20 protein-coding genes are annotated in these 25,620 nt (G+C 65.9%); 8 read left to right on the top strand and 12 right to left on the bottom strand.

Annotated features, from left to right (window positions below):
• Positions 1 to 105: 105 nt before the first annotated feature.
• Positions 106 to 1,446, top strand: coding sequence for an omega-aminotransferase AptA (gene aptA, locus C4S73_RS02600; protein WP_103870880.1), 1,341 nt, complete (start codon positions 106 to 108; stop codon positions 1,444 to 1,446).
• A 160-nt stretch (positions 1,447 to 1,606) separates the two neighbouring features.
• Here aptA and C4S73_RS02595 read toward each other — a convergent pair whose 3' ends face one another.
• The 4 genes from C4S73_RS02595 to C4S73_RS02580 form a co-directional block, all read right to left on the bottom strand.
• On the bottom strand, positions 1,607 to 3,811 hold the full coding sequence (locus C4S73_RS02595; RefSeq protein ID WP_103870879.1) for a 3-hydroxyacyl-CoA dehydrogenase NAD-binding domain-containing protein: 2,205 nt from the start codon (positions 3,809 to 3,811) through the stop codon (positions 1,607 to 1,609).
• Between the two features lie 11 nt (positions 3,812 to 3,822).
• Complete coding sequence (locus tag C4S73_RS02590) at positions 3,823 to 5,031, bottom strand: acetyl-CoA C-acetyltransferase (RefSeq protein ID WP_103870878.1); 1,209 nt, start codon at positions 5,029 to 5,031, stop codon at positions 3,823 to 3,825.
• 156 nt (positions 5,032 to 5,187) lie between these two features.
• Positions 5,188 to 6,984: an acyl-CoA dehydrogenase C-terminal domain-containing protein gene (locus tag C4S73_RS02585; protein WP_103870877.1), complete on the bottom strand. Its 1,797-nt coding sequence runs from the start codon at positions 6,982 to 6,984 to the stop codon at positions 5,188 to 5,190.
• Between the two features lie 310 nt (positions 6,985 to 7,294).
• Entirely contained in the window at positions 7,295 to 7,759 is a 465-nt protein-coding gene (locus C4S73_RS02580) for a MerR family transcriptional regulator (RefSeq protein WP_103870876.1), read from the bottom strand.
• A gap of 357 nt (positions 7,760 to 8,116) precedes the next feature.
• On the opposite strand from C4S73_RS02580, the gene C4S73_RS02575 reads away from it, so the two are divergent.
• The 3 genes from C4S73_RS02575 (at position 8,117) to C4S73_RS02565 (ending at position 13,542) form a co-directional block, all read left to right on the top strand.
• Positions 8,117 to 11,623 (top strand): SEL1-like repeat protein, encoded by a 3,507-nt coding sequence (locus C4S73_RS02575; protein ID WP_146071252.1) that lies wholly within the window; start codon positions 8,117 to 8,119, stop codon positions 11,621 to 11,623.
• A gap of 222 nt (positions 11,624 to 11,845) precedes the next feature.
• Complete coding sequence (locus tag C4S73_RS02570) at positions 11,846 to 12,775, top strand: sulfite exporter TauE/SafE family protein (protein ID WP_103870874.1); 930 nt, start codon at positions 11,846 to 11,848, stop codon at positions 12,773 to 12,775.
• Positions 12,772 to 13,542 (top strand): TIGR02186 family protein, encoded by a 771-nt coding sequence (locus C4S73_RS02565; RefSeq protein ID WP_103870873.1) that lies wholly within the window; start codon positions 12,772 to 12,774, stop codon positions 13,540 to 13,542. Before C4S73_RS02570 ends, C4S73_RS02565 begins: the two co-directional genes overlap by 4 nt.
• 47 nt (positions 13,543 to 13,589) lie before the next feature.
• On the opposite strand, the gene mobB is transcribed toward C4S73_RS02565, so the two are convergent.
• A complete protein-coding gene (gene mobB / locus C4S73_RS02560; RefSeq protein WP_103870872.1) occupies positions 13,590 to 14,120 on the bottom strand; it encodes a molybdopterin-guanine dinucleotide biosynthesis protein B in 531 nt (176 codons plus the stop codon).
• 177 nt (positions 14,121 to 14,297) lie between these two features.
• Between mobB and C4S73_RS02555 the strand changes: the two genes are divergently transcribed.
• From C4S73_RS02555 to C4S73_RS02545, 3 genes are all read left to right on the top strand, one after another.
• Complete coding sequence (locus tag C4S73_RS02555; protein WP_244595404.1) at positions 14,298 to 14,555, top strand: sulfurtransferase TusA family protein; 258 nt, start codon at positions 14,298 to 14,300, stop codon at positions 14,553 to 14,555.
• A gap of 28 nt (positions 14,556 to 14,583) precedes the next feature.
• Entirely contained in the window at positions 14,584 to 15,708 is a 1,125-nt protein-coding gene (locus tag C4S73_RS02550; RefSeq protein WP_103870871.1) for an Mrp/NBP35 family ATP-binding protein, read from the top strand.
• Between the two features lie 76 nt (positions 15,709 to 15,784).
• Complete coding sequence (locus tag C4S73_RS02545) at positions 15,785 to 16,186, top strand: polyketide cyclase (RefSeq protein ID WP_103870870.1); 402 nt, start codon at positions 15,785 to 15,787, stop codon at positions 16,184 to 16,186.
• Positions 16,187 to 16,191: 5 nt separating this feature from the next.
• On the opposite strand, the gene C4S73_RS02540 is transcribed toward C4S73_RS02545, so the two are convergent.
• Positions 16,192 to 16,707: a DUF2478 domain-containing protein gene (locus C4S73_RS02540; RefSeq protein WP_103870869.1), complete on the bottom strand. Its 516-nt coding sequence runs from the start codon at positions 16,705 to 16,707 to the stop codon at positions 16,192 to 16,194.
• Positions 16,708 to 16,899: 192 nt separating this feature from the next.
• Here C4S73_RS02540 and C4S73_RS02535 point away from each other — a divergent pair, with 192 nt between their 5' ends.
• Positions 16,900 to 18,162, top strand: a complete 1,263-nt coding sequence (locus C4S73_RS02535) for a peptide ABC transporter permease (RefSeq protein ID WP_103870868.1) — start codon at positions 16,900 to 16,902, stop codon at positions 18,160 to 18,162.
• A gap of 22 nt (positions 18,163 to 18,184) precedes the next feature.
• Here C4S73_RS02535 and C4S73_RS02530 read toward each other — a convergent pair whose 3' ends face one another.
• From C4S73_RS02530 to argE, 6 genes are all read right to left on the bottom strand, one after another.
• Entirely contained in the window at positions 18,185 to 19,195 is a 1,011-nt protein-coding gene (locus C4S73_RS02530; protein WP_103870867.1) for an ABC transporter ATP-binding protein, read from the bottom strand.
• Positions 19,192 to 20,208 (bottom strand): ABC transporter ATP-binding protein, encoded by a 1,017-nt coding sequence (locus C4S73_RS02525; RefSeq protein WP_103870866.1) that lies wholly within the window; start codon positions 20,206 to 20,208, stop codon positions 19,192 to 19,194. The genes C4S73_RS02530 and C4S73_RS02525 overlap by 4 nt, the downstream gene beginning before the upstream one ends.
• 123 nt (positions 20,209 to 20,331) lie before the next feature.
• A complete protein-coding gene (locus C4S73_RS02520; protein ID WP_103870865.1) occupies positions 20,332 to 21,270 on the bottom strand; it encodes an ABC transporter permease in 939 nt (312 codons plus the stop codon).
• Between the two features lie 163 nt (positions 21,271 to 21,433).
• Positions 21,434 to 22,414 carry an ABC transporter permease gene (locus tag C4S73_RS02515; RefSeq protein WP_103870864.1) on the bottom strand — a complete coding sequence of 327 codons (981 nt, stop codon included), beginning with the start codon at positions 22,412 to 22,414 and terminating at the stop codon, positions 21,434 to 21,436.
• A gap of 151 nt (positions 22,415 to 22,565) precedes the next feature.
• Positions 22,566 to 24,152 carry an ABC transporter substrate-binding protein gene (locus C4S73_RS02510; protein ID WP_103870863.1) on the bottom strand — a complete coding sequence of 529 codons (1,587 nt, stop codon included), beginning with the start codon at positions 24,150 to 24,152 and terminating at the stop codon, positions 22,566 to 22,568.
• A gap of 192 nt (positions 24,153 to 24,344) precedes the next feature.
• Positions 24,345 to 25,496: an acetylornithine deacetylase gene (argE, locus tag C4S73_RS02505; RefSeq protein ID WP_103870862.1), complete on the bottom strand. Its 1,152-nt coding sequence runs from the start codon at positions 25,494 to 25,496 to the stop codon at positions 24,345 to 24,347.
• Positions 25,497 to 25,620: the final 124 nt, after the last annotated feature.

Raw genomic sequence — 25,620 nt, 5'->3', positions numbered from 1 at the left:
TGACCCGACTCTCGCCGGGCGCAGGGATGCCCCGCCGGGCCGGCGATTTACAGCCCGTACCGTGCTGCTAGGTTGAGGGGGCCATAATCCCAACAGGACAATTTGATGACCTCAGCCCCGAGCCCGATCAATACGCCGAACGACCTCGAAGCCTTCTGGATGCCGTTCACCGCGAACCGGTCGTTCAAGCAAAATCCGCGCATGATTTCGCGGGCCGAGGGGATGTTTTACTATACGCCGGAAGGAAAGCCGGTGATGGACGGCACGGCCGGGCTGTGGTGCTGCAATGCAGGCCATGCCCGCAAGCCGATCATCCAGGCCATTCAGGCCCAGGCCGAAGAACTCGATTACGCACCTTCCTTTCAGTTCGGCCATCCGAAAGTCTTTGCCGCCGCCGCCCGCATCGCTGCGCTGGCACCGGGCGATCTTGACCACGTCTTCTTCGCCGGCTCCGGCTCGGAAGCGGCTGACACCGCGCTGAAGATCGCGCTCGCCTACTGGAACGTGCAGGGCAAGGGTTCGAAGACGCGTTTGATCGGCCGGGAACGGGGCTATCACGGCGTCGGATTCGGCGGAATCTCGGTCGGCGGCATGGTCAACAACCGCAAATTTTTCGGTGGATTACTGGCCGGCACCGACCACCTGCCCCACACCTACGACCGCGACAAGCAGGCCTTCACCAAGGGCGAGCCGGATTACGGCGCGCATTTCGCCGACGATCTCGACCGTATCGTCGCGCTGCATGACGCCTCGACCATCGCAGCCGTCATCGTCGAGCCGATGGCCGGCTCGACCGGCGGCCTGCCGGCGCCGAAGGGCTATCTCAAGCGGCTGCGCGAACTCTGCGACAAGCACGGCATCCTGCTGATCTTCGACGAGGTCATCACCGGCTTCGGCCGCCTCGGCCATGCCTTCGCCGCCGAGCGCTACGGCGTCACCCCCGACATGATCACCTTCGCCAAGGGCGTGACCTCCGGCACGGTGCCGATGGGCGGCGTGATCGTGCGCAAGCACATCTACGACGCCTTCATGAACGGCCCCGACAACGCCATCGAGCTGTTCCACGGCTACACCTATTCCGGCCATCCGCTGGCGGCCGCCGCGTGCCTGGCGACGCTGGATGTCTACCGCGAGGAGGGCCTGTTCGAGCGCGCCCTCGCGATGGAGCCGGCCTGGGCCGATGCCCTGATGACGTTGAAGGGCGAACCCAATGTCGTCGATATCCGCACCGTCGGCATGGTCGGCGCCATCGATCTCGCGCCGCGAGCCGATGGCGTCGGCAAGCGCGCCTTCGAGGCGATGGACCGGCTCTTCCGCGATGAAGGGCTGATGGTCCGCACCGCCGCCGACACGATCGCTTTCTCACCGCCGCTGATCATCACCGAGAGCCAGGTCGGCGAGCTGGTCGACAAGCTGCGCCGGGGAATTCGGTCGGTGGCGAACTGAGGGTCTTTCCTTCTCCCCTCGGGGGAGAAGGTGCCGAACGCAGTGAGGCGGATGAGGGAAGGGCTGCGCATGCGGCCCTTTCTTGCTTTTGGATGTGGTTCGGCCCTCATCCGTCAGTGCTTCGCACTGCCACCTTCTCCCCCGAGGGGAGAAGGGACGATCAGGCCGCCGCCTTCTTCTCCGCAGCGCCGTAATAGCTCTCGCCTGTCTTTGCCATGCGCTTGAGCTGCCGGTTCGGCTTGAAGCGCTCGCCATGCGTCTTCGCCAGGGCCTCGCAGAGCTTCACGAAAGTGGCGGCGCCCATATTGTCGATATAGCTCAGGGTGCCCCCGGAATAGGGGGCGAAGCCGAAGCCGATGATCGAGCCGACATCGGCCTCGCGCGGATCGGTGACGACGCCCTCCTCATAGGTGCGGGCGGCCTCCAAAGCCTGCGTCACCAGCAAACGGTGCTTCAGCTCCTCCATGTCGACAGTGTCTGGGTCGAGGCTCTTGCCGACGAGATCGGCGAGGCCCGGCCAGAGGCGCTTGGGACCGCCCTCGGGGTAATCGTAAAAACCCTTCTTGTTCTTGCGACCGAGGCGACCGTGCTTCTCGACCATGTCGGAGAGCAGCTTTTCCTGCGCCGGGTCGACGGCACCGTCGCCGAGTTGCGCCTTGGCCGCCTTCAGCACCTTCCAGGCGAGATCGACCGCGACCTCGTCATTGAGCGAGAGCGGCCCGACCGGCATGCCCGCCTGCTTGCCGGCAGCCTCGATCATCGCCGGCGGTACGCCTTCCATCAGCATGAGATGGCCTTCGCGGATGTAGTTGCCGACGCAGCGATTGGCATAGAACCCGCGGGTGTCGTTGACGACGATCGGCGTCTTCTTGATCGCGCGGACGAAATCGAGCGCCACCGCGAGCGCCTTCTTGCCGGTCTTCTTGGCCATGATGACCTCGACCAGCAGCATCTTCTCGACGGGCGAGAAGAAATGGATGCCGATGAAGTTCTTCGGCCGCTCCGCATGCTCGGCGAGGCCGGTGATCGGCAGGGTCGAGGTGTTGGAACCGAAGATCGCCTTGGGGCCGATCACGGCCTCGACCTTGGCGATCACCTCGGCCTTGACCTTGGGATCCTCGAACACGGCCTCGACGACGAGGTCGCAGCCCTTGAGATCGGCGTAGTCGGCGCTGGCCTTGATGCGCCCGAGCAGCGCATCGCGATCGGCCGTCTTGGCGCGCCCCTTCATGATCTGGTCGGAGACCAGCTTGTGCGAATAGGCCTTGCCCTTGTCGGCCGCCTCCTGGTCGCGATCGATCAGCACGACCTCGATACCGGCCAGCGCCGTGACATAGGCGATGCCGGCTCCCATGAAGCCCGCACCGACGACGCCGATCTTCTTCAGCTTGCTCGGCGGCACATCGGCGGGACGGCGCGCGCCCTTGTTCAGCTCCTGCATCGAGACGAAGAGCGAGCGGATCATCGACGCCGCCTCCTTCGTCCGCAGGATCTTCGCGAAGTAGCGGCTCTCGACCTTGAGCGCGAGGTCGATCGGCAGCTGGAGCCCCTCATAGACAGCCGACAGGATGGCCCGGGCGGCCGGGTAGTTGTCGTTGGTCTCGCGGCGATAGATCGCGCTGGCGGGCGGCCAGATCTGCATGCCGGCCGGCGAATAGACCTTGTTGGAGGGCAGTTTGAACTTGGGATCGTCCCAGAGCGCCTTCGCCTGCGGGTTGGCGTTGAGCCAGTCCCTGGCGTTCTGGATCAACTGGTCGCGCGGCACGACGGCATGGACGAGGCCGGTATTGCGCGCCGGCAGCGCCTTGATCTGCTCGCCCTTGAACATCATCTGCAGCGCGTCGCCGGTCTGCATCAGGCGCGAGACGCGCTGGGTGCCGCCCGCGCCCGGGAAGAGCCCGACCTTGATCTCGGGCAGGCCGACGCGCGTCGAGGCGTCGTCCGAGACGACGCGATACTGGCAGGCCAGTGAAAGCTCGAAGGCGCCGCCCAGGCAGACGCCGTGGATCGCAGCCGCAAAGGGCTTTCCGCAGGTCTCGAGCTTGCGATAGAGCAGCGAGAGCTTGCGGCTCTCGTCGAAGAAGGTCTGCATCGCGATCTGCTCGCCCTTCTCCTTGGCCAGGCCGACATAGAGATCGCGCAGACCTTGAAGCATGGTCAGGTCGGCGCCGCCGGAAAAGCTCTCCTTGCCGGAGGTGATGACACAGCCCTTGATCGCGTCGTCGCTTGCGACCTTGTCGATGATCTGGTCGAGCTCTGCCATCAGTTCGGGCGTGATGACGTTCATCGAACGGCCGGGCATGTCCCAGGTCGCGGTGGCGATGCCGTCGGCGTCGGTCTCGAAGCGGAAATTGGTGAGGTTCATCTGTTTTCTCCTCAAACCCGTTCGATGATGGTGGCGACGCCCATGCCGGCGGCGACGCAGAGCGTCACCAAAGCGACGGTCTTGTCGGTGCGCTCCAGCTCGTCGAGCACGGTGCCGAGGATCATCGCGCCGGTCGCGCCAAGCGGATGCCCCATCGCGATCGCGCCGCCATTCACGTTGAGCACGGCGTCATCGATGTCGAAGGCCTGCTGATAGCGCAGCACCACCGAGGAGAAGGCCTCGTTCAGCTCGAACAGGTCGATGTCCTTGGTGGTCATGCCGGCCTTGCGCAGCACGAGTTCGGTGACGTCGACCGGCCCGGTCAGCATCAGCGCGAGATCCGAGCCTATCGTAGCGAAAGCGCGGATGCGGGCGCGGGGCTTCAGGCCGGCGGCCTTGCCGCCCTTCTTGGAGCCGAGCAGCACGGCCGCCGCGCCATCGACGATCCCTGAGGAGTTGCCGGCGTGATGGACGTGGTTGACGAACTCGACATCCGGATGCGCGGCGGTGGCGACCGCATCGAATCCGCCCATTTCGCCCATCTGGACGAAGGAGGCCTTCAGCCCGGCCAGTGTCTGCATATCCGTGTTGGGGCGGATGGTCTCGTCGCGATCGAGCAGGATCAGGCCGTTGACGTCGGTGACGGGGATGACCGAGTTCTTGAAGCGGCCCTCCTGCCAGGCAGCGGCGGCGCGCTTGTGCGAGCGCACGGCGAAGGCGTCGACATCATCGCGCGAGAAGCCGTATTTCGTCGCGATCAGATCGGCCGAGACGCCCTGAGGCATGAAGTAGGTGTCGATCGCAACTGACGGATCGACTGCAAGCGCAAAGCCCGAAGCGCCCATGCCGACGCGGCTCATGCTCTCGACGCCGCCGCCGATCGCCATGTCCTTCTGACCGGACATGATCTGCGCCGCTGCGAGGTTCACAGCATCGAGCCCCGAGGCGCAGAAGCGATTGATCTGCACGCCCGGCACTTCCTGGCCGTAGCCGGCTTTCAGCGCGACGGTGCGGGCGATATCGGCGCCGGCCTCGCCGACCGGGTCGACGCAACCGAAGACGACGTCCTCGACCAGCTTGGTGTCCAGCTTGTTGCGGGCCTTGATGGCGCGCAGGGTCTGGGTCCCGAGTTCGATCGCCGTGACCTCGTGCAGCGAGCCATCGGCCTTGCCCTTGCCGCGCGGCGTGCGGACATGGTCGTAGATGAATGCGTCTGCCATTCGGGGCCTCCCGGGCTGGCCGCAGCGTGGCGGCTTGTTCTCGTGCCGGACGTCATGGTCGGGCTTGACCCGACCATCTCGTCATCCAGCGGGTTCTGCAAGAGATGCAAATTCTGCAAGAGATGGTCGGGTCAAGCCCGACCATGACGGCTGTCGTCAGAACTGCTCGGCGCTCAGCGCCATCGTCGAATCCGCGCCACTGGTGATCCTGACCAGATGTGCGGCCGTCTCGGGCAGCGAGCGCTCCATGAAGAAGCGGGCGGTCGCCAGCTTGGTGTTCATGCGCTCGGTCGCGCCATTGGCACCGGCATTGAGCTTGTCCTGCGCGACCTTGGCCATCCTGGCCCACATATAGCCGAGCGAGACCAGGCCGAGCAGATGCATGTAGTCATGTGCGCCGGCACCGGCATTGTCGGGCTTGGCGAGCGCATTCTGCATGAACCACATCGACGCCTGCTGAAGATGCCCCAGCGAGACCTGCAGGGGCGCGAGCAAGGGCCGCAGCGCCTCGTCCTCGGCATTGTCCTTCAGGAAGCCCCCGACCTCGTTGAAGAAGGCCATGATGGCACGCCCGCCATCGCGACCAAGCTTGCGGCCGACGAGGTCCATCGCCTGCACGCCATTGGCGCCCTCGTAGATCATGGCGATACGGGCATCGCGGACGAACTGCTCGACGCCGGTCTCGGCAATGTAGCCATGGCCGCCGAACATCTGCTGGGCCTTTACCGCATTGTCGAAGCCGGTATCGGTCAGCACGCCCTTGAGCACCGGGGTCATCAGGCCGAGCTGATCGTCGGCCGCCTGGCGCTCGGCGGCGTCGCCGGAGCGATGCGCGATGTCGGACTTGATCGCGTTCCAGATCACGAAGGCGCGGGCCGCCTCGTTGAAGGCCTTGATCGACATCAGCGTGCGGCGCACGTCGGGGTGGACGATGATCGGGTCCGCAGCCTTGTCGGGATTCTTCGCGCCGGTGAGCGAGCGGCCCTGAATACGCTCCTTCGCGTAGACGACAGCGTTCTGATAGGCGACCTCGGATTGAGCCAGCCCCTGGATCGCGACGCCGAGCCGCGCCTCGTTCATCATCACGAACATGGCGTTGAGGCCCTTGTTCTCGGTGCCGATGAGCCAGCCCTTGGCGCCGTCATAATTCATGACGCAGGTCGAGTTGCCGTGGATGCCCATCTTGTGCTCGATCGAGCCGCAGGAGACGTGGTTGTTTTCGCCGACAGAGCCATCGGCGCCGACTTTGTTGCGCGGGACGACGAAGAGCGAGATGCCCTTCACGCCCGCAGGCGCGCCTTCGATGCGGGCCAGCACGAGATGGACGATGTTCTCGGTGATGTCCTGCTCGCCGGCCGAGATGAAGATCTTCGTGCCGGTGATCGCGTAGGAGCCGTCGCCATTGGGCACGGCCTTGGTCTTGATCAGGCCGAGATCGGTGCCGCAATGCGGCTCGGTCAGGTTCATGGTGCCCGACCAGGTGCCCTCGATCATCTTGGGCAGGTAAGTGCGCTTCTGCTCGTCCGAGCCGTGGACATAAAGCGCGGCGATCGCGCCCATGGTCAGGCCGGGATACATGGCGAAGGCCATATTCGCCGAGGAGGCATATTCGTTCATCACGGCGCCGAGCGTATAGGGCAGGCCCTGGCCGCCATATTCAGGGTCCATCGCCAGGCCGATCCAGCCGCCCTCGGCATAGGCTTTGTGCGCCTCCTTGAAGCCCTTCGGCGTGGTCACGCTGCCATCGGCGTTACGCTTGCAGCCTTCCTGATCGCCGGAATGGTTCAGCGGCTGCAGCACCTCCTCGCAGAGCTTCGCTCCCTCGCCCAGCACGGCCTCGACCACATCGGGCGTCGCATCCGCAAAGCCGGGCAGGTTGTTGTAGCGTTCGATGTTGAAGACGTCGTTGAGCAGGAAAAGCGTGTCTTCGACGGGCGCCTTGTAGACCGGCATGGTGATCCTCCCTCTCGTCGTGCAGCGGCGCGCCACCCGCAGGCGGCCCGTCCGAATAGTTCATATATAAACAATCTCTCTGACGTTGCAACGGGGGCGGGTTATTTTCATGGCGCGCGCTTCCGGGTCGTGACGGGAACGCGGTCGACATCAAGCAACAAAAAACCCCGGCCGAGAAGCCGGGGTTTTCACATGACTGTCAGCTGATACGCCTGGGATCGACCGTATGGGGTATTCGCTTCCGCGCGATCCCAGCGGGTATTCAGACCTGTGCGTGTTCAGACTTGCGCGCGTTCAAGCCTTCGCGCGTTCAGGCTTTGGCAAAGCGAGCAAGCGAAGCTTCGAGTTCGGCAATGGCGTCCTCGATCTCGGAATGCTGGCTGCGCAGTAATTCCAGCTGCTCGACGACTTGCGCCTGGCTGAGCTGAAGGCCGCCGACCGAGGCCGACTTGTCACCGGACTCGCCGCCCTTCTTGTCCTCGTTGGCGAGCATGGCGCGAATCTCGACAAGGGTGAAGCCGAGCTGCTTGCCCTTGAGGATCAGGGCCAGGCGGGCCCGGTCGCGACCGGAATAGATCCGCGTCATGCCGGAGCGGGCTGGAGCGATCAGGCCACGCGATTCGTAGAAGCGGAGGGTGCGAAGAGTAACGCCAAAATCACGAGCGAGGTCGCTGATGGTGAAACCGCCGGTCGTGTCGGATTCGTCGGCGGTGGAACTGTTGGAGCGGCCTTCACGATTCGGAGCGGCCGCCAGAGCAAGGCTGTGGCGCGACATTGATTGTCAATCCTTGAGGGTTGCATCGGCTCGCCGCGCAAACAGCGGCGACCATGGCTGCTCCCCATATAGGCGAAGACATCTCCTAGCGTCAGGTAATGTGGCTAAAGAGGCGGGTAAGTTACCGTTACACGCCCCACGCTCGCGGCCCCTCGGAGGGCGCGTTCGTGAAAAATTAACCGATGGGGCCGAAATCTTAACCGGCTGTTTACCACGGCGGCCAAAAGTCGGCATCGCGGATCAGCATCGTGGCATCAGCAACGCTATTTTCACGATTGACCGGGTTCGCGAGGAAGGCAGCGGTTCCAGGGGCCTGCGCTTTCCGATCAAGGACAAGCCCCGTAGGCGAGCGTCAACATGGCCACTAGCTTGCCCTGGAGCGTCAAGGGCGTCGACCCCCGCACCCGCGACGCAGCCAAAGCAGCGGCGCGGCGCGCCGGAATGACGCTCGGCGAATGGCTCGACTTCAAGATTCGCGACGAGGACGGCGCCGAACAGCCCGCCCCCCCGCCGGAGCAGCTCGACATAGCGGCTTTGTCCGAGCGCCTCGCCAAGCTCTCCCAGGGCCAGATGGACACCTCTCCGCAGGAGGCGTTCAGCGCCCCGCCGAAGGCTGTCAGGGCCGTCCCCTCGCGCAACGAGATCGACGCCGTCATCACCCAGGCCGCCAGCGCCGAGCGTCTGACGCGCGAATCAAGCGCCAAGACCGCCGGCGCACTCGATTCCATCGCGCGCTGGATCGAAAAGACCGAGAATCGCATCAGCTCCGGCGAACGGGCTGCCGCCGAGCGTCAGGAGCGCGCCACCAGCGTCATCGCCGAGGCGATCAAGACGATGGGCGAGCGCATCGTCGACATCGAGCGCAAGACCGCCGAAGCGCAGCGCGCGCCGGTCCAGCCGGAACAGGCGCCCCGCCTCGCCTTCAGCCGGGACGGGCTGGCCGCCGCCGTCACCGATATCCGCACGCGCCAGCGCGCCCTTGACGAGGATCCGGCTTCGCGCAGCTCGACCATTCCCGGCAGCGCGACCATTCCCGAAAGCCGCATTCCCGAAAGCCGCATTTCCGCCCTGCGCGACGATTTGCGCGAACTCAGCGCCCGCATCGCGCCAGCCAGCGCACGCGCCGAGCCAACCTATCCGCCGATGCGCGCGACGGCCGTTCGACAGGAAGCGCAGCCTGCCCAGCGCGAACCGCAGCTTGGCCAGATCGAAGCGATGCTCGCCGAGCTCGGCAGCCGCCTCGACAGGCTCGACAAGCGTGACCGGCTCGAGCCGATCATGAAGCCGCTGGCGCGGATCGAATCCGAGGTGTCGCGCCTGTCGCAGGATCGTTCCGGCGGGGGCTACCAGCGCTTCGAGCAGGAGATCGCTCACCTGGCGGCCAAGGTCGATGCTCTGGCGGCGCGCGGGGGCGATCGCACGATCCTCGCGCCTGTTCTGCATGACATCGCCGAGCTTCGCGACCTGCTCGAAGCCGGCAGCGGCGATAAGCGGCTTGAGGACCTGTCCCAACAGGTTTCCTCGCTCTCCTTCGAGATGGGCCGCCTACGCGACGCGCAGCCCGACGGCCGCGAGCTGCGCGGCCTGTCGATGGCGATCGAGGACGTTCGCAACGCGGTGTTCTCCGACCGGGCGCAGGATCGCCAGGCCGACACGGCGCCAATGGCCGCACTCTCGCGGCAGATCGAGGCCCTGGCGATCAAGCTGGAGGATCTCGGGGACCGCAGGCCGGCAGGCGAGCTCGAAGACCGGATCGACGCGCTACAGCAGCACATCGAATCGCTCGTCGAACAGGGTCCCGCCGCCGTCACAAGGCAGATTGAGGCGCTGGCCGGGCGGATCGAGACGCTCGCCGCCTCCAGCAACCTGACGCAGCTCGTCAACGAAGGGAAATCCGTTCAGGTCGCGCAGGTCGATCTGCGACCCGTCGAGGACATGCTGCGCAGCCTGGCCGAGAAGATCGACGAGGCAGGCAGCCCTGGCGCGGGATCGGAAGCCTTCGACGCGCTCGAGCAGCAGATCTCGGGCATCGCCACGCGGCTGGACGCGGCGGCTGCAACACGCTCCGCCGAAACCGGGATGGAGCGGACGCTGCAGGACCTCGTCGTCCATCTCCGGTCGCTGCGCGAGGAGACCGCCGCCGAACGCGCTCAGCGCGCCGCGATCGCGGAGATGGCAAGCACGGTCGCGCCAGCAAGCGGCATCGCCGAACTCAGCAGCCTGATGTCGGGCCTGCGCGACACCCATGTCTCCTCCGGGCGGCAGACGCAGGACGCGATCGGCGCCGTCCATCAGACGCTCGAGACCATCATCTCGCGCCTCTCCAGCCTGGAAGCAGAACTTCTGGCTGAGCGCCAGGGCGCCGCGCCGCGCCCGGTCATTCCGCCCCGCGCGGCGGCTTCGGTCCGCCCCTCCGCCCCGCAGGTCGCGCGCTCGCCCGAGCCGATGGCCGGCATGAGCGTGGCGGCCGGAGACCGCTTCGTCGCCGAAATGCCCGGCTCGACAAAGGTCGAGGTCACAGCGGCTCCCGCTGCGGCCACGCCGGTTGCCGGCGGTATCCCCTCGCTCGACCTGCCTCTGGAGCCGGGCTCGGGCCGGCCGCGCACGGATGCTGCCCTCGCGGGCGGCCATGATGCGCAGTCGATCCGCCAGAACCTCATCGCGGCAGCCCGCCGCTCCGCCAAGGCGGCAAGCGAGGCGGCCTCTGGTGCGCCGGCTCCTGCAGCCGAGCCCACCAAGAACGCCGGGCGTCTCAAGGAGATCATGGAGAAGCGGAAACGTCCGCTGCTTCTCGGGCTCGCCGCCCTGGTTCTCGCCATGGGCACTGCCCATATCGTCACCGGCGCGCTGAAAGGCGACAAGACAAAGCCGGCTGGAAACGAAGCCACTCAGAGCTTGATCGCGCCCTCCGCAACGCCGCCCGAGGCCGCGACCGACGCAGCGCCTGCCAAGCCGGCCAAGGACCAGGCGTCCGCCCTGCCGCCGACGGCCCCCGGCCCGGAAGCGACGTCGGTTGCAGCGGCCGAGACGACAAGCTCGACCAGCCAACCCTCGTCGACGCAGCCTTTGTCGGCGCAGGCCTTGTCGACGCCGCCCCTGCCCGCCCAGATCGCACCGGCAGTCACTCCGCCGCCTGCCGTCACGTCCGAGCCCGTGCTGGCCGCGACCGGCATCGGGGAACTGCCTGCCGGGCTCGGCAGCGCAGGGCTCCGCAAGGCTGCGCTCGATGGCAATGCACGCGCCGTCTACGAGCTGGCGAGCCGGGCAGCCGACGGACCCGCAGCAACGCGAGACCTCAAGCTCGCTTTGCGCCTGTTCGAACGCGCTGCCGTCGCTGGCCTGCCCCCTGCTCAGTTCCGCCTCGGCAACATGTTCGAGAAGGGCACCGGCACCACCCGCGACATCGCGCTGGCCCGGGTCTGGTACATGCGCGCCGCAGAACGCGGCAACGCCAAGGCCATGCACAATCTCGCCGTGCTTCATGCCGAGGGCATCTCCGGCAAGCCCGACTACGCCACGGCGACGGAGTGGTTCCGCCGCGCCGCCGAACTCGGCGTCCGCGACAGCCAGTACAATCTCGCGGTGCTCCTCGGACGCGGCCTTGGCGCTCCGGCCGACCTCAGCCAGTCCTATGTCTGGTTCTCGGTCGCCGCCGGCCAGGGCGACGAAGATGCCGGCCGCAAGCGCGACGAGGTCGCCCAGCGGCTTACCCCGGCCGATCTTGCGACCGCCAAGAGCGAGGCCGGAAGCTGGAAGCCAAAGGCGCTCGACGCCGCCGCAAACGAGGTCGTTGCTCCCGCCAAGGGCTGGGACGTGACGCCGACCGCGGAAGCCAAGAAGCCGGCAAAGCCCGCGCGCAGCTAAACCTGCACCATTGGCCGGGGCCTCAGCGCGCCCCCGGCCAAATACCGAGGCATGTCATGGTTTCGACGTGTTGAGGCGGCATCTGGGGGTGGCAGCGCCCCAGATGGGCCGGCACCGCCCCTTTCTCCATTTCAGGCATCTTGCCTTAACCGATTTGGTGCAATCTGGGACGACCCGGCGTCAGTCCGTCGCGGGGACGCATCGGCGTATGAGGACCCAGGGGTGCAGATCTACCTTCCCATCGCGGAACTCCCGATCAGTGTCCTCATGGTGCTGGGTCTCAGCGGTGCCGTCGGCTTCATCTCGGGACTGTTCGGCGTCGGTGGCGGCTTCCTGCTGACGCCGCTCCTGATCTTCCTGGACATTCCGCCCGCCGTCGCGGTCGCGACGGTCGCCGCACAGGTCGCCGGCTCCTCGATGACGGGCGTTCTGACCTATTGGCGCAGGAAGGCGCTCGATCTGAAACTGGGTGGTGTGCTCGTCAGCGGCGGCATCCTCGGCACGCTTCTGGGCGTGCTGTTCTTCAACTCGATGCGACGCCTCGGCCAGCTCGAACTGGTGATCACGCTGTCCTATGTGACGCTGTTCTCCATCATCGGCGGTTTGATGCTCTACGATGCGGTGCGGGCGATGCTGCGCGCCAGATCCGGCAAGCCGGCGCGGCTGCGCAGGCGGGCGGGCACGCATCCCTGGTGGATGGGCCTGCCCTGGCGGGTGCGGTTCCACCGTTCGCAGCTCTACTGCAGCATCATTCCCATTGCGGGCATCGCCATCGTCATCGGCTTCATCGGCGCAGTGCTGGGCGTCGGTGGCGGCTTCATCCTCGTGCCCGGCCTGATCTATTTCTTCCGCATCCCGACCGCCGTCGTCGTCGGCACCTCGCTGTTCCAGATCCTGATGACCATGACGGGGGCGACGGTTCTGCACGCCCTCACCAACCAGTCCGTCGACATCATCCTCGCCATCCTGCTACTGATCGGCGGCGTGATCGGCGCCCAGTTCGGCGGGCGGGCGGCGCGCAACCTCAACGTCGAATCCTTCCGGCTCCTGCTGGCGCTGCTGATCCTGTCGGTCGGCCTTCGCTTCGCGGTCGAGCTCTTCATCCGCCCCAACGAGCCGTTCTCGGTCGTGCTGCCGGAGAGCGCGCGATGAAACGGCTGACCGCACTGCTCGCTTTCATCATGCTCGCCGGCTCCGCAATGGGCGCCCGTGCCGAGACGCTGATCGCGGCGATGTCGAGCCACCAGATCCAGATCAACTCGAACTATACCGGCAGCCAGCTGACGGTATTCGGCGTGGTAGAGCGTGACGGGCGCACCGCCGGACGTGGCGACCCCTACGACATCATCGTGACCGTGCGGGGCCCCAAGCGCATGCTGCTCGTGCGCGAGAAGGAGCGCCTCGGGCCGATCTGGATCAACCGCACGCAGCGCCGCTTTCCGGACAGCTCGGTCTTTCTCTCGGTCTCCAGCAATCGCCCGATCAACGAGATCATGAGCGAGGAGATGGCCCGGCGGGAACGCATCGGTCTCGCCAATGCCGACCGCCCGGCCGAATCCTGGGGGGATTTCGACGTCAGCACAGCGCGTTTCCGCGAGGGGATGATCCGTATCCTCGAGGGCAAGGGGCTGTACAGCCATGACGGGCGCGGCGTCACCTTCCTCTCGAACACGCTGTTCAGCGCGCCCATCGAGGTGCCGGCCACAGCGCCAACAGGCTCCTATGCGATCGACCTCGTGCTTTACTCCGGCGGCGTGCCGCTGGCGCGGCAGACGACGAATTTCGAGGTGATCAAGACCGGTATCGAGCAGCGACTGGCCTCGGGCGCGTATGATCTGCCGCTACTTTACGGCCTCGCCACGGTGCTGCTGGCGCTGTTCTTCGGCTGGGGCGCCAGCGTCGTTTTCAGGCGGGATTGAGAGCTGGCACTTGGGGCATTGACCCGGGACAGGCACGGACCGTCCGCTTATCCCCGCGGCCCGAGACGCGCCAGCACGGCGGCGAGCGGCTCGGCCTTGTCCATCACGATATCGGCAATCCCCGCGATATCGTCGAGCCCGACGACCGGGCGCCCAGCTTCCGGGAAAGGAACATCGCTCGCGACAGCGACGATCGTCGGGTCGCCAGGATGGAGCGGCGGCTTGCCGTTGGCGGCGCGATGGATCTCGATCTTGGCGTGCCCCTCACGCTTGAAGCCCTCGACGACCACCAGATCGACCGGGGAAAGACGCGCGAGCAGCTCCGGGAGCAGAGCCTCCGACTCTGCCCGCAATTCATGCATCAGCGCCCAGCGTTGCCCCGAGGAGATCAGCACTTCATGCGCGCCGGCCTCGCGGTGGACATGCGAATCCTTGCCCGGCGTATCGAGATCGAAGCTGTGGTGGGCGCGCTTGATCGTCGAGACCGAGAGGCCGCGCCGGGCGAACTCCGGGATCAGCCGCCTCAGCAGGGTCGTTTTGCCCGCGCCGCTCCACCCAGCCAGGCCGATCACACGCATGGAGAACAACGTCCGCTCATCACCTCGAATATCCCAGTTCCACCCCATTACATCCGGCTGTCATCTTTCAGATCGGACCGCGTGGTCAAGCCGGCAGGCGCAGCGTCGCCTCAGGCACCGACAGATCAATACGGCAAGCCGGCTGTTGCTCCTGCCGAAAAAGCCATCATATGAAGCATGGCGAATTCAACCGGCGCTGCGCTCATGAACCCGATCCCGCTCGATCTGCGCGGCTTGAAATGCCCGCTTCCAACATTGCGGGTTCGCAAGGCGCTAAAAGGCGCCCAGAATGGCGCCCTGTTCGTCGTCGCATGCACCGACCCCATGACCGCGATCGACCTGCCCAATCTGATGCGCGAGACCGGCGATGCGATCGAGCGGAGCCACAATGAGGGCGAGGTGCTCGTCTTTCACATTCGCAAGGCCGCGGCCTGAATCCGCATATCGACCGGAGTTTGCCGACGTGACCGTTACCCAAGCCGACATCCTGCGCGCGCTCGAACTGGTGAAGCTGCCCGCGAGCGGGCAATCGCTGACGAGTTCGGGCCGCATCGCCAACATCCTGGTCGACGGCGGCAAGGTGATCTTCGCAATCGGTATCGACGCGACCGAAGCCGACGCGATGGAGCCGGTCCGCAAGGCGGCCGAAAGCGCGGTCAGCGGTCTGCCGGGCGTGACCCAGGTTCTCGTCGGCCTCACCGCCGACAAGGCTGCACCATCGGCCGGCATGCAGGCGCGGCAACAGGCGCATCGTCCTGCCGCAGGCCCGGGCGGACCTCCGCCCAAGGCCGCCGGCGTGCCCGGCGTCAAGCAGATCATCGCGGTGGCCAGCGGCAAGGGTGGCGTCGGCAAGTCCACGACCACGGCCAACCTCGCCGTCGCACTGGCGACTTTGGGCATGAAGGTCGGCGTGCTCGACGCCGACATCTATGGCCCGTCGGTGCCGAAGATCTTCGGGATCACCGGAAAGCCAAAGCTGGTCTCGGGCCGCACGCTCGCGCCGATGGAGGCCTATGGGCTCAAGATCATGTCGATCGGCTTCCTCATCGACGAGGAGACGCCGATGATCTGGCGTGGGCCGATGGTGATCTCGGCGATCACCCAGATGCTGCGCGAAGTCGCCTGGGGCGAGCTCGACGTGCTCGTCGTCGACATGCCGCCCGGCACCGGCGACGCGCAGCTGACCATGGCGCAGCAGACGCCGCTGGCGGGCGCCGTCATCGTCTCGACACCGCAGGATCTGGCGCTGCTCGATGCGCGGCGCGGCGTCGCCATGTTCCGCAAGGTCGAGGTGCCGATCCTCGGCATCGTCGAGAACATGAGCTATTTCATCTGCCCGGAATGCGGTCACCGCTCCGACATCTTCGCCCATGGCGGCGCGCGCCGCGAGGCGGAACGGCTGCGCATTCCCTTCCTCGGCGAAATCCCGCTCGCCATGCAGATCCGCGAGACCTCCGACAGTGGCCGCCCGATCGTCGCGAGCGACCCCGGCAGCGCCCATGCCAAGGCCTATGTCGCGCTGGCGCGGCAGGTGCAGGCAGGTCTGGGCGGGACAGTCAGGGCCGCGCCGCGCATCGTCATAGAATAACGCGCGGGCAAACGGTCCCTTGACAGCGACCCAATGCTGTTCTTCTTTTGTTCCTCAACGAACAAGAGGTGGGCTCATGTCCATTCGGCCTGCGCGCCATATCAGCATCGGCATCGATCGACCGGCGGACGAGGTCTATGCCTTCCTCGCCGAGCCCCGGAATTTCCCCAGCTGGGCCGAAGGCCTCGGCCACGGCTTCGTCCATGTCGAGGGCATGACATGGCAGGCGCAGACTCCGATGGGGCCGATGCGGGTGCTGTTCAGCGAGCCCAACCGGCATGGCGTGCTAGACCACGCCGTCATTCCCGACGACGGCCCCGCCATGCACAACCCGATGCGCGTGATCCGCAACGATACCGGGAGCGAGGTCGTCTTCACGCTGTTTCAGCGCGAGGACATGTCGGATGACGACACCGCGCTTGACGCAGCCATGGTGGCGCGCGACCTCGCCGCCCTCAAGGCGCTGCTCGAAGGCTGAGGCGGTCAGGCCGATAGAGGCAACCGCGCCAGCGCCCAGGCCTCGATCGCGGCGGGTTCCGGCGGCAGTTCGGTCCAGTCCTCGCCGGCGAACTCCCGCCACGCCGGCAGGAAGTCCCTGCGGACAGCGATGAGCAAAGGCAGGCCAGCCAGCAGAGTGGCCGCGATCTCCTGCCGCAGCCCCTGCCCCAGCATCTCCTGGCGGCCGAACTTGTTGACGATGATCAGATCGGCCTCGCCGGCGAGCGCCGTCGCCAGCGCCCCGCCCGCAGCGGCAAGGCCTGCCGCATCCAGCCGGCAGCCATCGGCGCCGGGGCCAAGATCCTGGCTGATCGGAAAGCGTGCGCCGCTGGCCAGATCCTCCAGCGCCATCGAGAGGCAGCCTTCGCCGCAATCGTCGTCATTGCGCTGGACGACGCCACCCAGCCGGAGCCCACGCAGCTTGAGGCGCGAAGCCAGGCCAGCCATGAAGTCGTCGATCTGAAAACCGGGCAGATAGGGGATCGCGGCCAGCGTCGTCATGGCTCTCTCATCCCATGAATGCGTCGACGCGGCCAGAGCGCTTTCCGGCGCAGCCGGGCGCGGCGATGCCAATGAGATGCCGGCACAGTGTTGCGCCGCACCTACAGTCGCGTCGGCATACGCCCGCTAGGGTGCGGGCAGGCTGATGCCCGGCGCTTTTTCCGGACGGGGCCTGTTGTGCAGCTTGACCAGATGATCCGCCAGAACGCCCAGGCCCCGCTCGACCCCGCCGCTGATGCGGCCCTGCTGCTGCGCCGTATCGGCTTCGGCACGCTCGCACTCGCCTTGCCGATCGCGTCGATGGTCTCGCGCCGCGCCGCCGTCGTGCTGACGCCGATCGGCGTCGTCCTCCTGATCATTTCGGCGCTGATCGAAGATCCCGGCCGGCTCGTCGGCGCTTTGAAGCGAACCTTTCTGAGCCTGCCCGCACTGATCCTGACCGGGCTGGTGGGCTGGGCCATGCTGTCGCTGGTCTGGAGCCCCTTCACATCCTCGGCCAGCGAAAAGGCCGGGAACCTGCTGCTCGCCGCAGTGCTCGGCTTTAGCGGCATCGCCGCCCTGCCCGAACGCATGCGCGCCGCCAACCTCAATCTCGCAGCGCTGGGCACCGGCATTGCCGGCATCTTCGCGCTCGCACTGATCGTGGTTGCCGCGCTGCGGCATGCCGAAGCCGAGGCCGGCAGCGTCGAGCGCGGCATCAGCGTCGTCCTGATCATGGCCTGGCCCGCACTGGCCTGGCTCTTGTCACGCGACAGGGGGCTGAGCGCGCTCGGGCTGGCGCTCGTGGTCGGCCTGCTCGCGCTGACGCGTTTCGAGGATGGCGAAGCCGTCGCCATGATCTGCGGCGCCGTCGCCTTCGGCGCCGTCAGCGCCAATCGTGACATCGCTGCCAGGATCGTAGCGACCATCATTGCCGGGCTGATGCTGGTCGCGCCGATCCTGCCGTTCCTGCTGATCCCGATCGTCTCTCGCTTCCCGGAGAATACAGGCGATTTTGCGCAGTCGCTTGCCGTCTGGGCCGATGTGGTCAGCCGGGAGCCGATCCAGCTGATAACCGGGCATGGCCTCGACACCGTATTGCGCGGGCGGCTGACCGGCAGCCTGCCGCCGACAACACCGACGACGCTGCTCTTCGAGACCTGGTACGAGCTCGGCATCGTCGGCGCGGCGGCCGCTTCGACCTGCCTCTATTTCGCGATCCGCGCTGCGGGACGCATGCCGGTGGCGCTGGCCGCCGGCGGCATCGCGGCCTTCACGACGGCCTTCGCGCTGAGCGCGCTGGGCTTTGCGACATTGCAGCCATGGTGGCTGATGACATTGACCACTGTCGTCCTGCTGTTCGGCGCGATCGCGCGCGGCCAATACCGCACGGACCGTCCGATCGCGCCCCTGTCGCTCAAGCCCGCCGGCGGCGGGCGGCCCAAGGCCGGCAACCACAGCGGAACTGCCGACTGAAGGCGCGGTCTTGCGCGACGGCTCACGCCGCCGCGACGCGCCCCTCATTCACCGCATGGCAGGCGACGCCGTCGATCACCGGCGGATTTTCAATCCGGCAGCGGTCGAAGACCAGCGGGCAGCGCGGATGGAAGGTACAGCCGGAAGGCGGGCTGATCGGGTTGGGAATCTCGCCCTTCACGCCCTCGCGCGACTTGCCGACCATGGCGATGTCCGGCACCGCATCCAACAGCATGCGCGTATAGGGGTGGCGCGGCACGAAGAAGAGCTGCTTGCCCTCGGACACCTCGACGAGACGGCCGAGATACATCACGCCGATACGCGTTGCCATGTGCCTGACCACCGCGAGATTGTGCGAGATGAACAGATAGGTCAGCCCGAACTTCTCCTGAAGATCGCGCATCAGGTTGAGGATCTGGGCCTGCACGGAGACATCCAGCGCCGAAGTCGGCTCGTCGCAGACGATGAACTCGGCATTGGAGGCAAGCGCGCGGGCGATCGCGATACGCTGGCGCTGCCCGCCGGAGAATTCGTGCGGAAACTTCTTGCCGTCATCGGGATGCAGGCCGACCAGCGTGAGCAGCTCTCCGACGCGCGCGGTGATATCGGCCTCGCCCTGAATGATGTCGAAGGCGCGGATCGGCTCGGCGATGATCCGCCCGACACGCCAGCGCGGATTGAGGCTGGCATAGGGGTCCTGAAAGATCATCTGGATGCGTCGGCGCAGGCGCTGGCGCTCCTGCGAGGCGCGCTGCTCGGTCATCGAGATCCCGGCGATCGAAACCGTGCCGCCCGACGGCGGCAGAAGTCCCACGACCATGCGCGCGACCGTCGACTTGCCGGAGCCCGATTCGCCGACGAGCGCGAAGGTCTCGCCCTTGCGAATATCGAAGGAGACGCCGTCGACGGCCTTGAGATATTGCCTCGGCGCGCGTTCGAGCACGCGGTTGAGCCAGGGTTTGGAAACGTCGAAATCGCGCCTGAGATCGCGGACCTGGACGAAGCCGGGATTTTGCGTCGAAGATTGGCTCACGCTGCGATCTCCGCCTTGCCGCGCAAGGATTCCGGCATGTCGTAGAGGTGGCAGGCGACCTTGCGATCACCCACCTGGATCAGCTCGGGCCGCTCCACATGGCAGCGCGCGAAGACCCGCGAACAGCGCGGGTTGAAGGCGCAGCCGCTCGGGATAGCCGACAGGCGCGGCATGGAGCCGGGAATCTGCACCAGCCGCTCGGCATCGCCCTCGAGAGAGGGGATCGCCCCCATCAGCCCCTTTGCGTAGGGGTGCAGCGGCTGCTTGACCACGTCACGGACGGGACCGATCTCGGCGATGCGGCCGGCATACATCACCGCGACCCGGTCGGCCGTCTCGGCGATGACGCCCATATCGTGAGTGACCAGCATCACCGACGTGCCGCGCTCCGAGCACAGGCGCTTGATCAGGGTAATGATCTGCGCCTGCACGGAGACGTCGAGCGCGGTTGTAGGCTCGTCGGCGATGATGAATTCCGGCTCGGCGCAGAGCGCGAGCGCGATCACCACGCGCTGGCGCATGCCGCCGGAGAACTCGTGCGGATAACCGTCGATGCGGCGCTCGGGCGCGGATATGCCGACCTCGTCGAGCAATGCGATGGCACGCTTGCGGGCATCGGCCGCGTTGAGATCGGTATGGGTCCGGATCGTCTCGACCAGTTGCTCGCCCACCCGGTAAAGCGGGTTCAGGCTGGTCAGCGGGTCCTGAAAGATCATGCCGATGCGTTTGCCGCGGATCCTGCGCATCGCCTCGGGCGGCAGGTTGTCGATCCGCTCGCCCGAGAGCACGACCTCGCCGCCGGCAATGCGGCCGGGTGGATCGATCAGGCCGATGATGGCCGAGCCGGTCACGGACTTTCCGGCGCCGGACTCACCGACCACGCCGAGGACCTCGCCGCGCGCGATGTCGAAGGAGATCGCGTCGAGCGCGCGCAGGGTCGCGCGCCGGGTGACGAATTCGACAGTGAGATCGCGGACCGAGAGGACGGGGACGGAACTGGATTGACCGGTCACGTCAGCGCCTCCCCGTCATTGCGAGGAGCGTAGCGACGAAGCAATCCAGAAGCGGCAGAGCGCTACGTCCTTCTGGATTGCTTCGCTGCGCTCGCAATGACGTCTGAGGATATCGCATTCCTGTCACCTCAGCCTCGGATTGAGCGCGTCGCGCAGCCAGTCTCCGAGCAGGTTCACCGCCAGCACGAGCGCCGCCAGCGTCACGCCCGGAAAGGCGACGATCCACCAATCGCCGGAGAAAAGGTAACGGTTGCCGATCGAGATCAGCGTGCCCAGCGATGGCTGCGTCGGCGGCAGGCCGACGCCGAGGAAGGACAGCGTCGCCTCGGTGATGACCGCGAGGCCGAGATTGATCGTCAGGATGACCAGGACGGGCCCGATGACGTTGGGCAGGACGTGGCGCAGCATGATCAACGGTGCGGGCAGGCCGACGAGACGGGCCGCCATGACATAGTCCTTGTTGCGCTCGACCAGCGTCGAGCCCCGGATGGTGCGGGCATATTGCACCCAGAAGGACAGGCCGATCGACACGACCAGCACATAGATCGCCGTATCCTCGCGCGAGGCGTTCTTGAAGAGGCCGCGCACGACGCCGTCGATCAGCAGCGCGATCAGGATAGCCGGGAAGGTGAGCTGCACATCGGCGATGCGCATGATGATGGAATCGACCCGGCCGCCGAGATATCCGGCGAGCAGGCCCAGCGTGATACCGATGACCGCCGCAAGCAGGCAACCCAGCCCGCCGACGATAAGCGAGACGCGCATGCCGTAGAGGATCGCCGAATAGAGGTCGCGCCCCTGATCGTCCGTGCCCAGGATGAAGCGCGGATCGCCGCCATCCTGCCATGCGGGCGGAATCATCGAATCCGAGAGGAACACGCTTGCGGGATCGAAGGGGTTGGTCGGCGCAAGCCAGGGCGAAAAGGCGGCTCCGACAAACAGCATGAGCACGACGAAGGCTGCGGCCATCGTCACCTTGGATTTGAGGAAGCTCGCCAGGATGTCGCTGTCACGGAAGCGAGCCCAGCGGGAGGCGGCGACCGGAGGCGTCGTAAGGCTCATGACGTCACTCCGCGAGAGCCCACGCCGTCATGCTCGGCCTTGTGCCGAGCATCCACGTCTTGAACACCGCCCTCAATCGACGAAGACGTGGATAGTCGGGACAAGCCCGACCATGACGGGGCACGTGCTGCGAGGGTTGAGCCAGCCATTATCCCCTCCCCGTTCAATGTGCGCCGACCGTCGCGCGCAGGCGCGGATCGACCATGGCGTAGAGCAGATCGACCATGAGGTTGATGCTGACGAACAGGAAGGAAATCAGCATCAGGTAAGCCGCCATGATCGGGATATCGACGTTCTGGACCGAGCGCAGGAACAGCTGCCCCATGCCCGGCCATTGGAACACCGTCTCGGTGATGATGGCGAAAGCAATGATCGAGCCGAGCTGGAGGCCCGCGATGGTGATGACCGGTACCAGCGTGTTCTTCAGCGCGTGGCCAAAATGGACCGCGCGTGTCGTCAGCCCCCGGGCGCGGGCGAATTTGATGTAGTCGGCGCGCAGCACCTCCAGCATCTCGGCCCGCACGAGCCGCATGATCAGCGTCATCTGGAACAGGCCGAGCGTGATCGAGGGCAGGATCAGCGCCTTCAGACCGGAGACGGTGAGCAGCCCGGTCGTCCACCAGGAGCCGATCTTGACGACATCGCCGCGCCCGAAAGAGGGCAACCAGCCCAGCGTGACCGAGAACAGGTAGATCAGCAGGATGCCGATCAGAAAGGTCGGCAGGCTGATGCCGATGAGCGAGATCGCCTGGAACAGCTTTGCCAGCCAGCTGTCCCGATTCAGCGCCGTGTAGACCCCCATGGGAATGCCGACGAGCAGCGAGAACAGGGCCGAGCAGAAGGCGAGCTCCAGCGTCGCCGGGGCGCGCTCGCCCAGCAGCGAGATCACCGGCAGGCGGAACTGGTAGGACACGCCGAATTCGAGCCGCGCGGCGTTGTAGATGTAGCGGGCGAACTGGACGAGGAAGGGATCGTCGAGACCAAGCGACTGCCGGATCTGCCGGACCTGCTCGGCTGGCGTATCGAGGCTGACGATCTGATTCACCGGGTCGCCGACGAAGCGGAACATGGCGAAGGCGATCAGCGCCACGCTCAGCATGACGATGAGCGACTGGAACAACCGGCGCAGGATGAAAGCGAGCATGGGAGCCTTGCAGGAACCTGCTCCCCGTCATTGCGAGGAGCGGAGCGACGAAGCAATCCAGAGCGGCAGAGATCTACGTCCCCTGGATTGCTTCGCTACGCTCGCAATGACGGTGTAGTTCAGCCGCCCTATGCGACCCGACGTCTCCTGCTCACTCCTTGGTCGCGTAGTAGAGCAGCACCGAATTATCGGCGCGCTGGGTCAGCTTGACCTTCTTCGACACGCCCCAGGCCAGCGCCTGCTGGTGCAGCGGAATGTAGCCGAACTCGTCATAGGCGAGCTTGTAGGCTTCCTTGATCATGGCATCGCGCTTGGCCGTGTCGCTTTCGACGAGAACCTTGTCGCTGAGCGCATCGAGCTGCTTGTTGCAGTAGTTGCCGAGGTTGGATTCGCCGCGCGATGAGCCGGCGACGTCGCGGCAACCCAGGATATCGTTGAGCACGTTGTGGCTGTCGAAGGTGCCGGGCGTCCAGCCGAGCAGATAGAACGAGGTCTTGTAGCCGCCGGACTTCAGCACCTTCGCGAAGAACTGGCCCTTGGGCTGGGCGTTGAGGTTCACCTTGATGCCGGCGCGCGCGAGCATGCCGACCACGGCCTGGCAGATCGTGCCATCATTCACATAGCGGTCGTTGGGGCAGTCCATGCCGATCTCGAAACCGTTGGGATAGCCGGCCTCAGTGAGCAGCTTCTTGGATTCGTTGACGTCGAATTTCGGCCGCGGGAAATCGGTCTGCGGGAACAGCTCCGGCGCGATCATCAAGGCGGATGGCGTCGAGAGATTGCGCATGACGCGGCTCTTGATCGTCTCGATGTCGATCGCCTGATAGAAGGCCTTGCGGACCTTGATATCCTTGAACGGATTCTTGCCCTTGACGCTGGATTCGAGCAGCTCGTCGCGGGTCTGGTCCATGCCGAGGAAGATGGTGCGCAGCTCGGGCCCGGTCAGTACCTGGGCGTTGCCGGCGCCGTTGACACGCTGGATGTCCTGGATCGGAACGGGCTCGATGACATCGACCTCACCCGACAGCAGGGCCGCGACACGCGTCGCGTCCGAGGCGATCGGGGTGAAGATGATTTCCTTGATGTTGTGCTCGGGCTTCTTCCACCAGTTCTCGTTGACCTTGAACACGGTCTTCACGCCGGGCTGATGGCTCTCGATCTTGAAGGGGCCGGTGCCGTTGGCGTTGAGCGAGGCGAAGCTGGGCGAGGTTGCCGCCGCAGGCGTCGGGGCGACGGCATTGTTAGCTTCCGCCCACTTCCTGGACATGATGTACCAGGTGTCCCATTGGGCGTTCAGGATCGGGTTCGGCGAGGTCAGGACGACGTCGACCGTGTAATCGTCGACCTTGACGAATTTGGCATCGGTCGGGATGCGGGTCGTGAAATTGGAGCCGGGCGCGCGGACACGGTCGGCCGAGAACAGCACGTCATCGGCCGTGAAATCCGAGCCGTCATGGAACTTGACGTTCTTGCGCAGGAAGAGCCGCCATTTCAGGCCGTCCGGAGAAATCTCCCACTTCTCGGCCAGAGCCGGCTCGATCTTGAGGTCCCTGCCGCGCGCGGTCAGCCCTTCATAGGGATGACCGAGATGGGCGTTGGTGGTGGTTTCGTTGACGGTATAGGGGTCGAGGGACTTCAACTCGCCCTGGTTGGCGTAGCGCAGGGTCTGCGCCTGTACGCTGCCGCACATGAGCGCCAAGGCCGCGACCGCGGCAAGGCAAGTGGTCTTGAACGACATGTTCGGCTGCTCCCAAGCTGTTAAGCCCACTCCTCCCCGGAGCGGTCAGGCAATCGCACACATGCGTTGGCGCGCGATCACCGCAGACGGCAGATTAGAGACGCTTTAACGGTGGCGTCCAGTCAGTTCCGCCGCAACCGTTCCAGATTGAACTAATTTCCGAAATTCGGTCTCTCGTGGCCCGCACGCGCCTCAACGCGACAGCTCGGCGATGAGCCCGCGCACGAAGGCGGTGCCGGCGTCGAGCTGGGCTACGGTAATGAACTCGTCAGGCTGATGAGCCTGGGCGATGTCGCCGGGGCCGCAGACGACGGTGGACCAGCCTTCGCCCTGAAAGAGTCCGCCCTCGGTGCCGTAGGCGACGACATGGCTGCCATTATCGCCGGTGAGGCGGCGCGACAGCCGCTCGGCCTCGCCATCGACCTCCGGCGCGAGCGGCGGCGTCATGGACGTGATTTCGACCTTGATGCCGCTGTCAGGCGCAATCGCCTTCATCTGCGCCTCAAGCTCCGCCACCCGCGCCTTGTAGAGCCCGACATAATCGGTGCCCTCGTCGCCGGGAACGACGCGGACCTCATGCGCGAAGCTGCAGAGTTCGGCCGTGATGTTGACCGCCGTGCCGCCCTGGACCGTGCCGACATGCAGTGTCGTGTATGGCGGCTCGAAGCCGTTGTCGTTGCGCGCCCGGGCCTTGTTCTGCGCCATCGTCTCTGCGCTCCAGGCGATCAGCTGCCCGGCGATCATCACGGCGGGCACGCCGATGTCGACGCGGCTGGAATGAACCGCATGGCCGCGCACCGTCGTCTTCAGCCGCGTGCCGCCCTTGTGGCCGGTGACCACCTGCATCATCGAGGGCTCGCCGACGATCACCGCCGCAGGCTTCAGCCCGGCCGCCGTCATCGCCTTGGCCATGATGGCGGCGCCGATGCAGCCGACCTCCTCGTCATAGGACAGCGCGATATGGACCGGCCGCTTCAGCGGCGCCTTGACCATCTCCGGCACGAGCGCGAGCGCGATGGCGTCGAACCCCTTCATGTCGCAGGCGCCGCGCCCGTAAAGTTTGCCATCGCGCTCGGTCAGGGTCCAGGGGTCGGAGGTCCAGTCCTGGCCCGCCACCGGCACGACATCGGTATGACCAGACAGTACGACGCCGCCGTCCACTTTCGGGCCGATGGTCGCGTAGAGATTGGCCTTCTGGCCGTCGGGGCTGGGTACGAGCGTGCTCTCGACGCCGTGGCTGGAGAGATAGTCACGGCAGAAATCGATCAGTTCGAGATTGCTGCGTTGTGATTCCGTGTTGAACGAAACCAGCTTGGCGAGCATCTCCTTCGGCGTCAGGTTCACGGTTGCAGTTCTCCAAATTGTCGCCGGAAGGCAGGTTTCGTACCAGCAGGCTAAGCGCCTGCGCAGCGGGGTCAATCGCCATGGTGCTTGACGGGGCTGCGCGTGGTGCGCTGACCTGCCGCCA

It is taken from the genome of Allobosea lathyri, from assembly GCF_900108245.1.
GTDB lineage: Bacteria > Pseudomonadota > Alphaproteobacteria > Rhizobiales > Beijerinckiaceae > Allobosea > Allobosea lathyri.
The sequence above is the reverse complement of the archived record's forward strand: the minus strand, read 5'-3'. Positions and strand labels throughout refer to the sequence as shown.

Coding starts and splice junctions, on each gene's coding strand:
- aptA (WP_103870880.1), top strand. CDS start 106: ATGACCTCAGCCCCGAGCCCGATCAATACGCCGAACGACCTCGAAGCC.
- C4S73_RS02595 (WP_103870879.1), bottom strand. CDS start 3,811: ATGAACCTCACCAATTTCCGCTTCGAGACCGACGCCGACGGCATCGCC.
- C4S73_RS02590 (WP_103870878.1), bottom strand. CDS start 5,031: ATGGCAGACGCATTCATCTACGACCATGTCCGCACGCCGCGCGGCAAG.
- C4S73_RS02585 (WP_103870877.1), bottom strand. CDS start 6,984: ATGCCGGTCTACAAGGCGCCCGTCGAAGACACGCTTTTCCTGCTCAAC.
- C4S73_RS02580 (WP_103870876.1), bottom strand. CDS start 7,759: ATGTCGCGCCACAGCCTTGCTCTGGCGGCCGCTCCGAATCGTGAAGGC.
- C4S73_RS02575 (WP_146071252.1), top strand. CDS start 8,117: ATGGCCACTAGCTTGCCCTGGAGCGTCAAGGGCGTCGACCCCCGCACC.
- C4S73_RS02565 (WP_103870873.1), top strand. CDS start 12,772: ATGAAACGGCTGACCGCACTGCTCGCTTTCATCATGCTCGCCGGCTCC.
- mobB (WP_103870872.1), bottom strand. CDS start 14,120: ATGCGTGTGATCGGCCTGGCTGGGTGGAGCGGCGCGGGCAAAACGACC.
- C4S73_RS02555 (WP_244595404.1), top strand. CDS start 14,298: ATGGCGAATTCAACCGGCGCTGCGCTCATGAACCCGATCCCGCTCGAT.
- C4S73_RS02545 (WP_103870870.1), top strand. CDS start 15,785: ATGTCCATTCGGCCTGCGCGCCATATCAGCATCGGCATCGATCGACCG.
- C4S73_RS02540 (WP_103870869.1), bottom strand. CDS start 16,707: ATGACGACGCTGGCCGCGATCCCCTATCTGCCCGGTTTTCAGATCGAC.
- C4S73_RS02535 (WP_103870868.1), top strand. CDS start 16,900: ATGATCCGCCAGAACGCCCAGGCCCCGCTCGACCCCGCCGCTGATGCG.
- C4S73_RS02520 (WP_103870865.1), bottom strand. CDS start 21,270: ATGAGCCTTACGACGCCTCCGGTCGCCGCCTCCCGCTGGGCTCGCTTC.
- C4S73_RS02515 (WP_103870864.1), bottom strand. CDS start 22,414: ATGCTCGCTTTCATCCTGCGCCGGTTGTTCCAGTCGCTCATCGTCATG.
- C4S73_RS02510 (WP_103870863.1), bottom strand. CDS start 24,152: ATGTCGTTCAAGACCACTTGCCTTGCCGCGGTCGCGGCCTTGGCGCTC.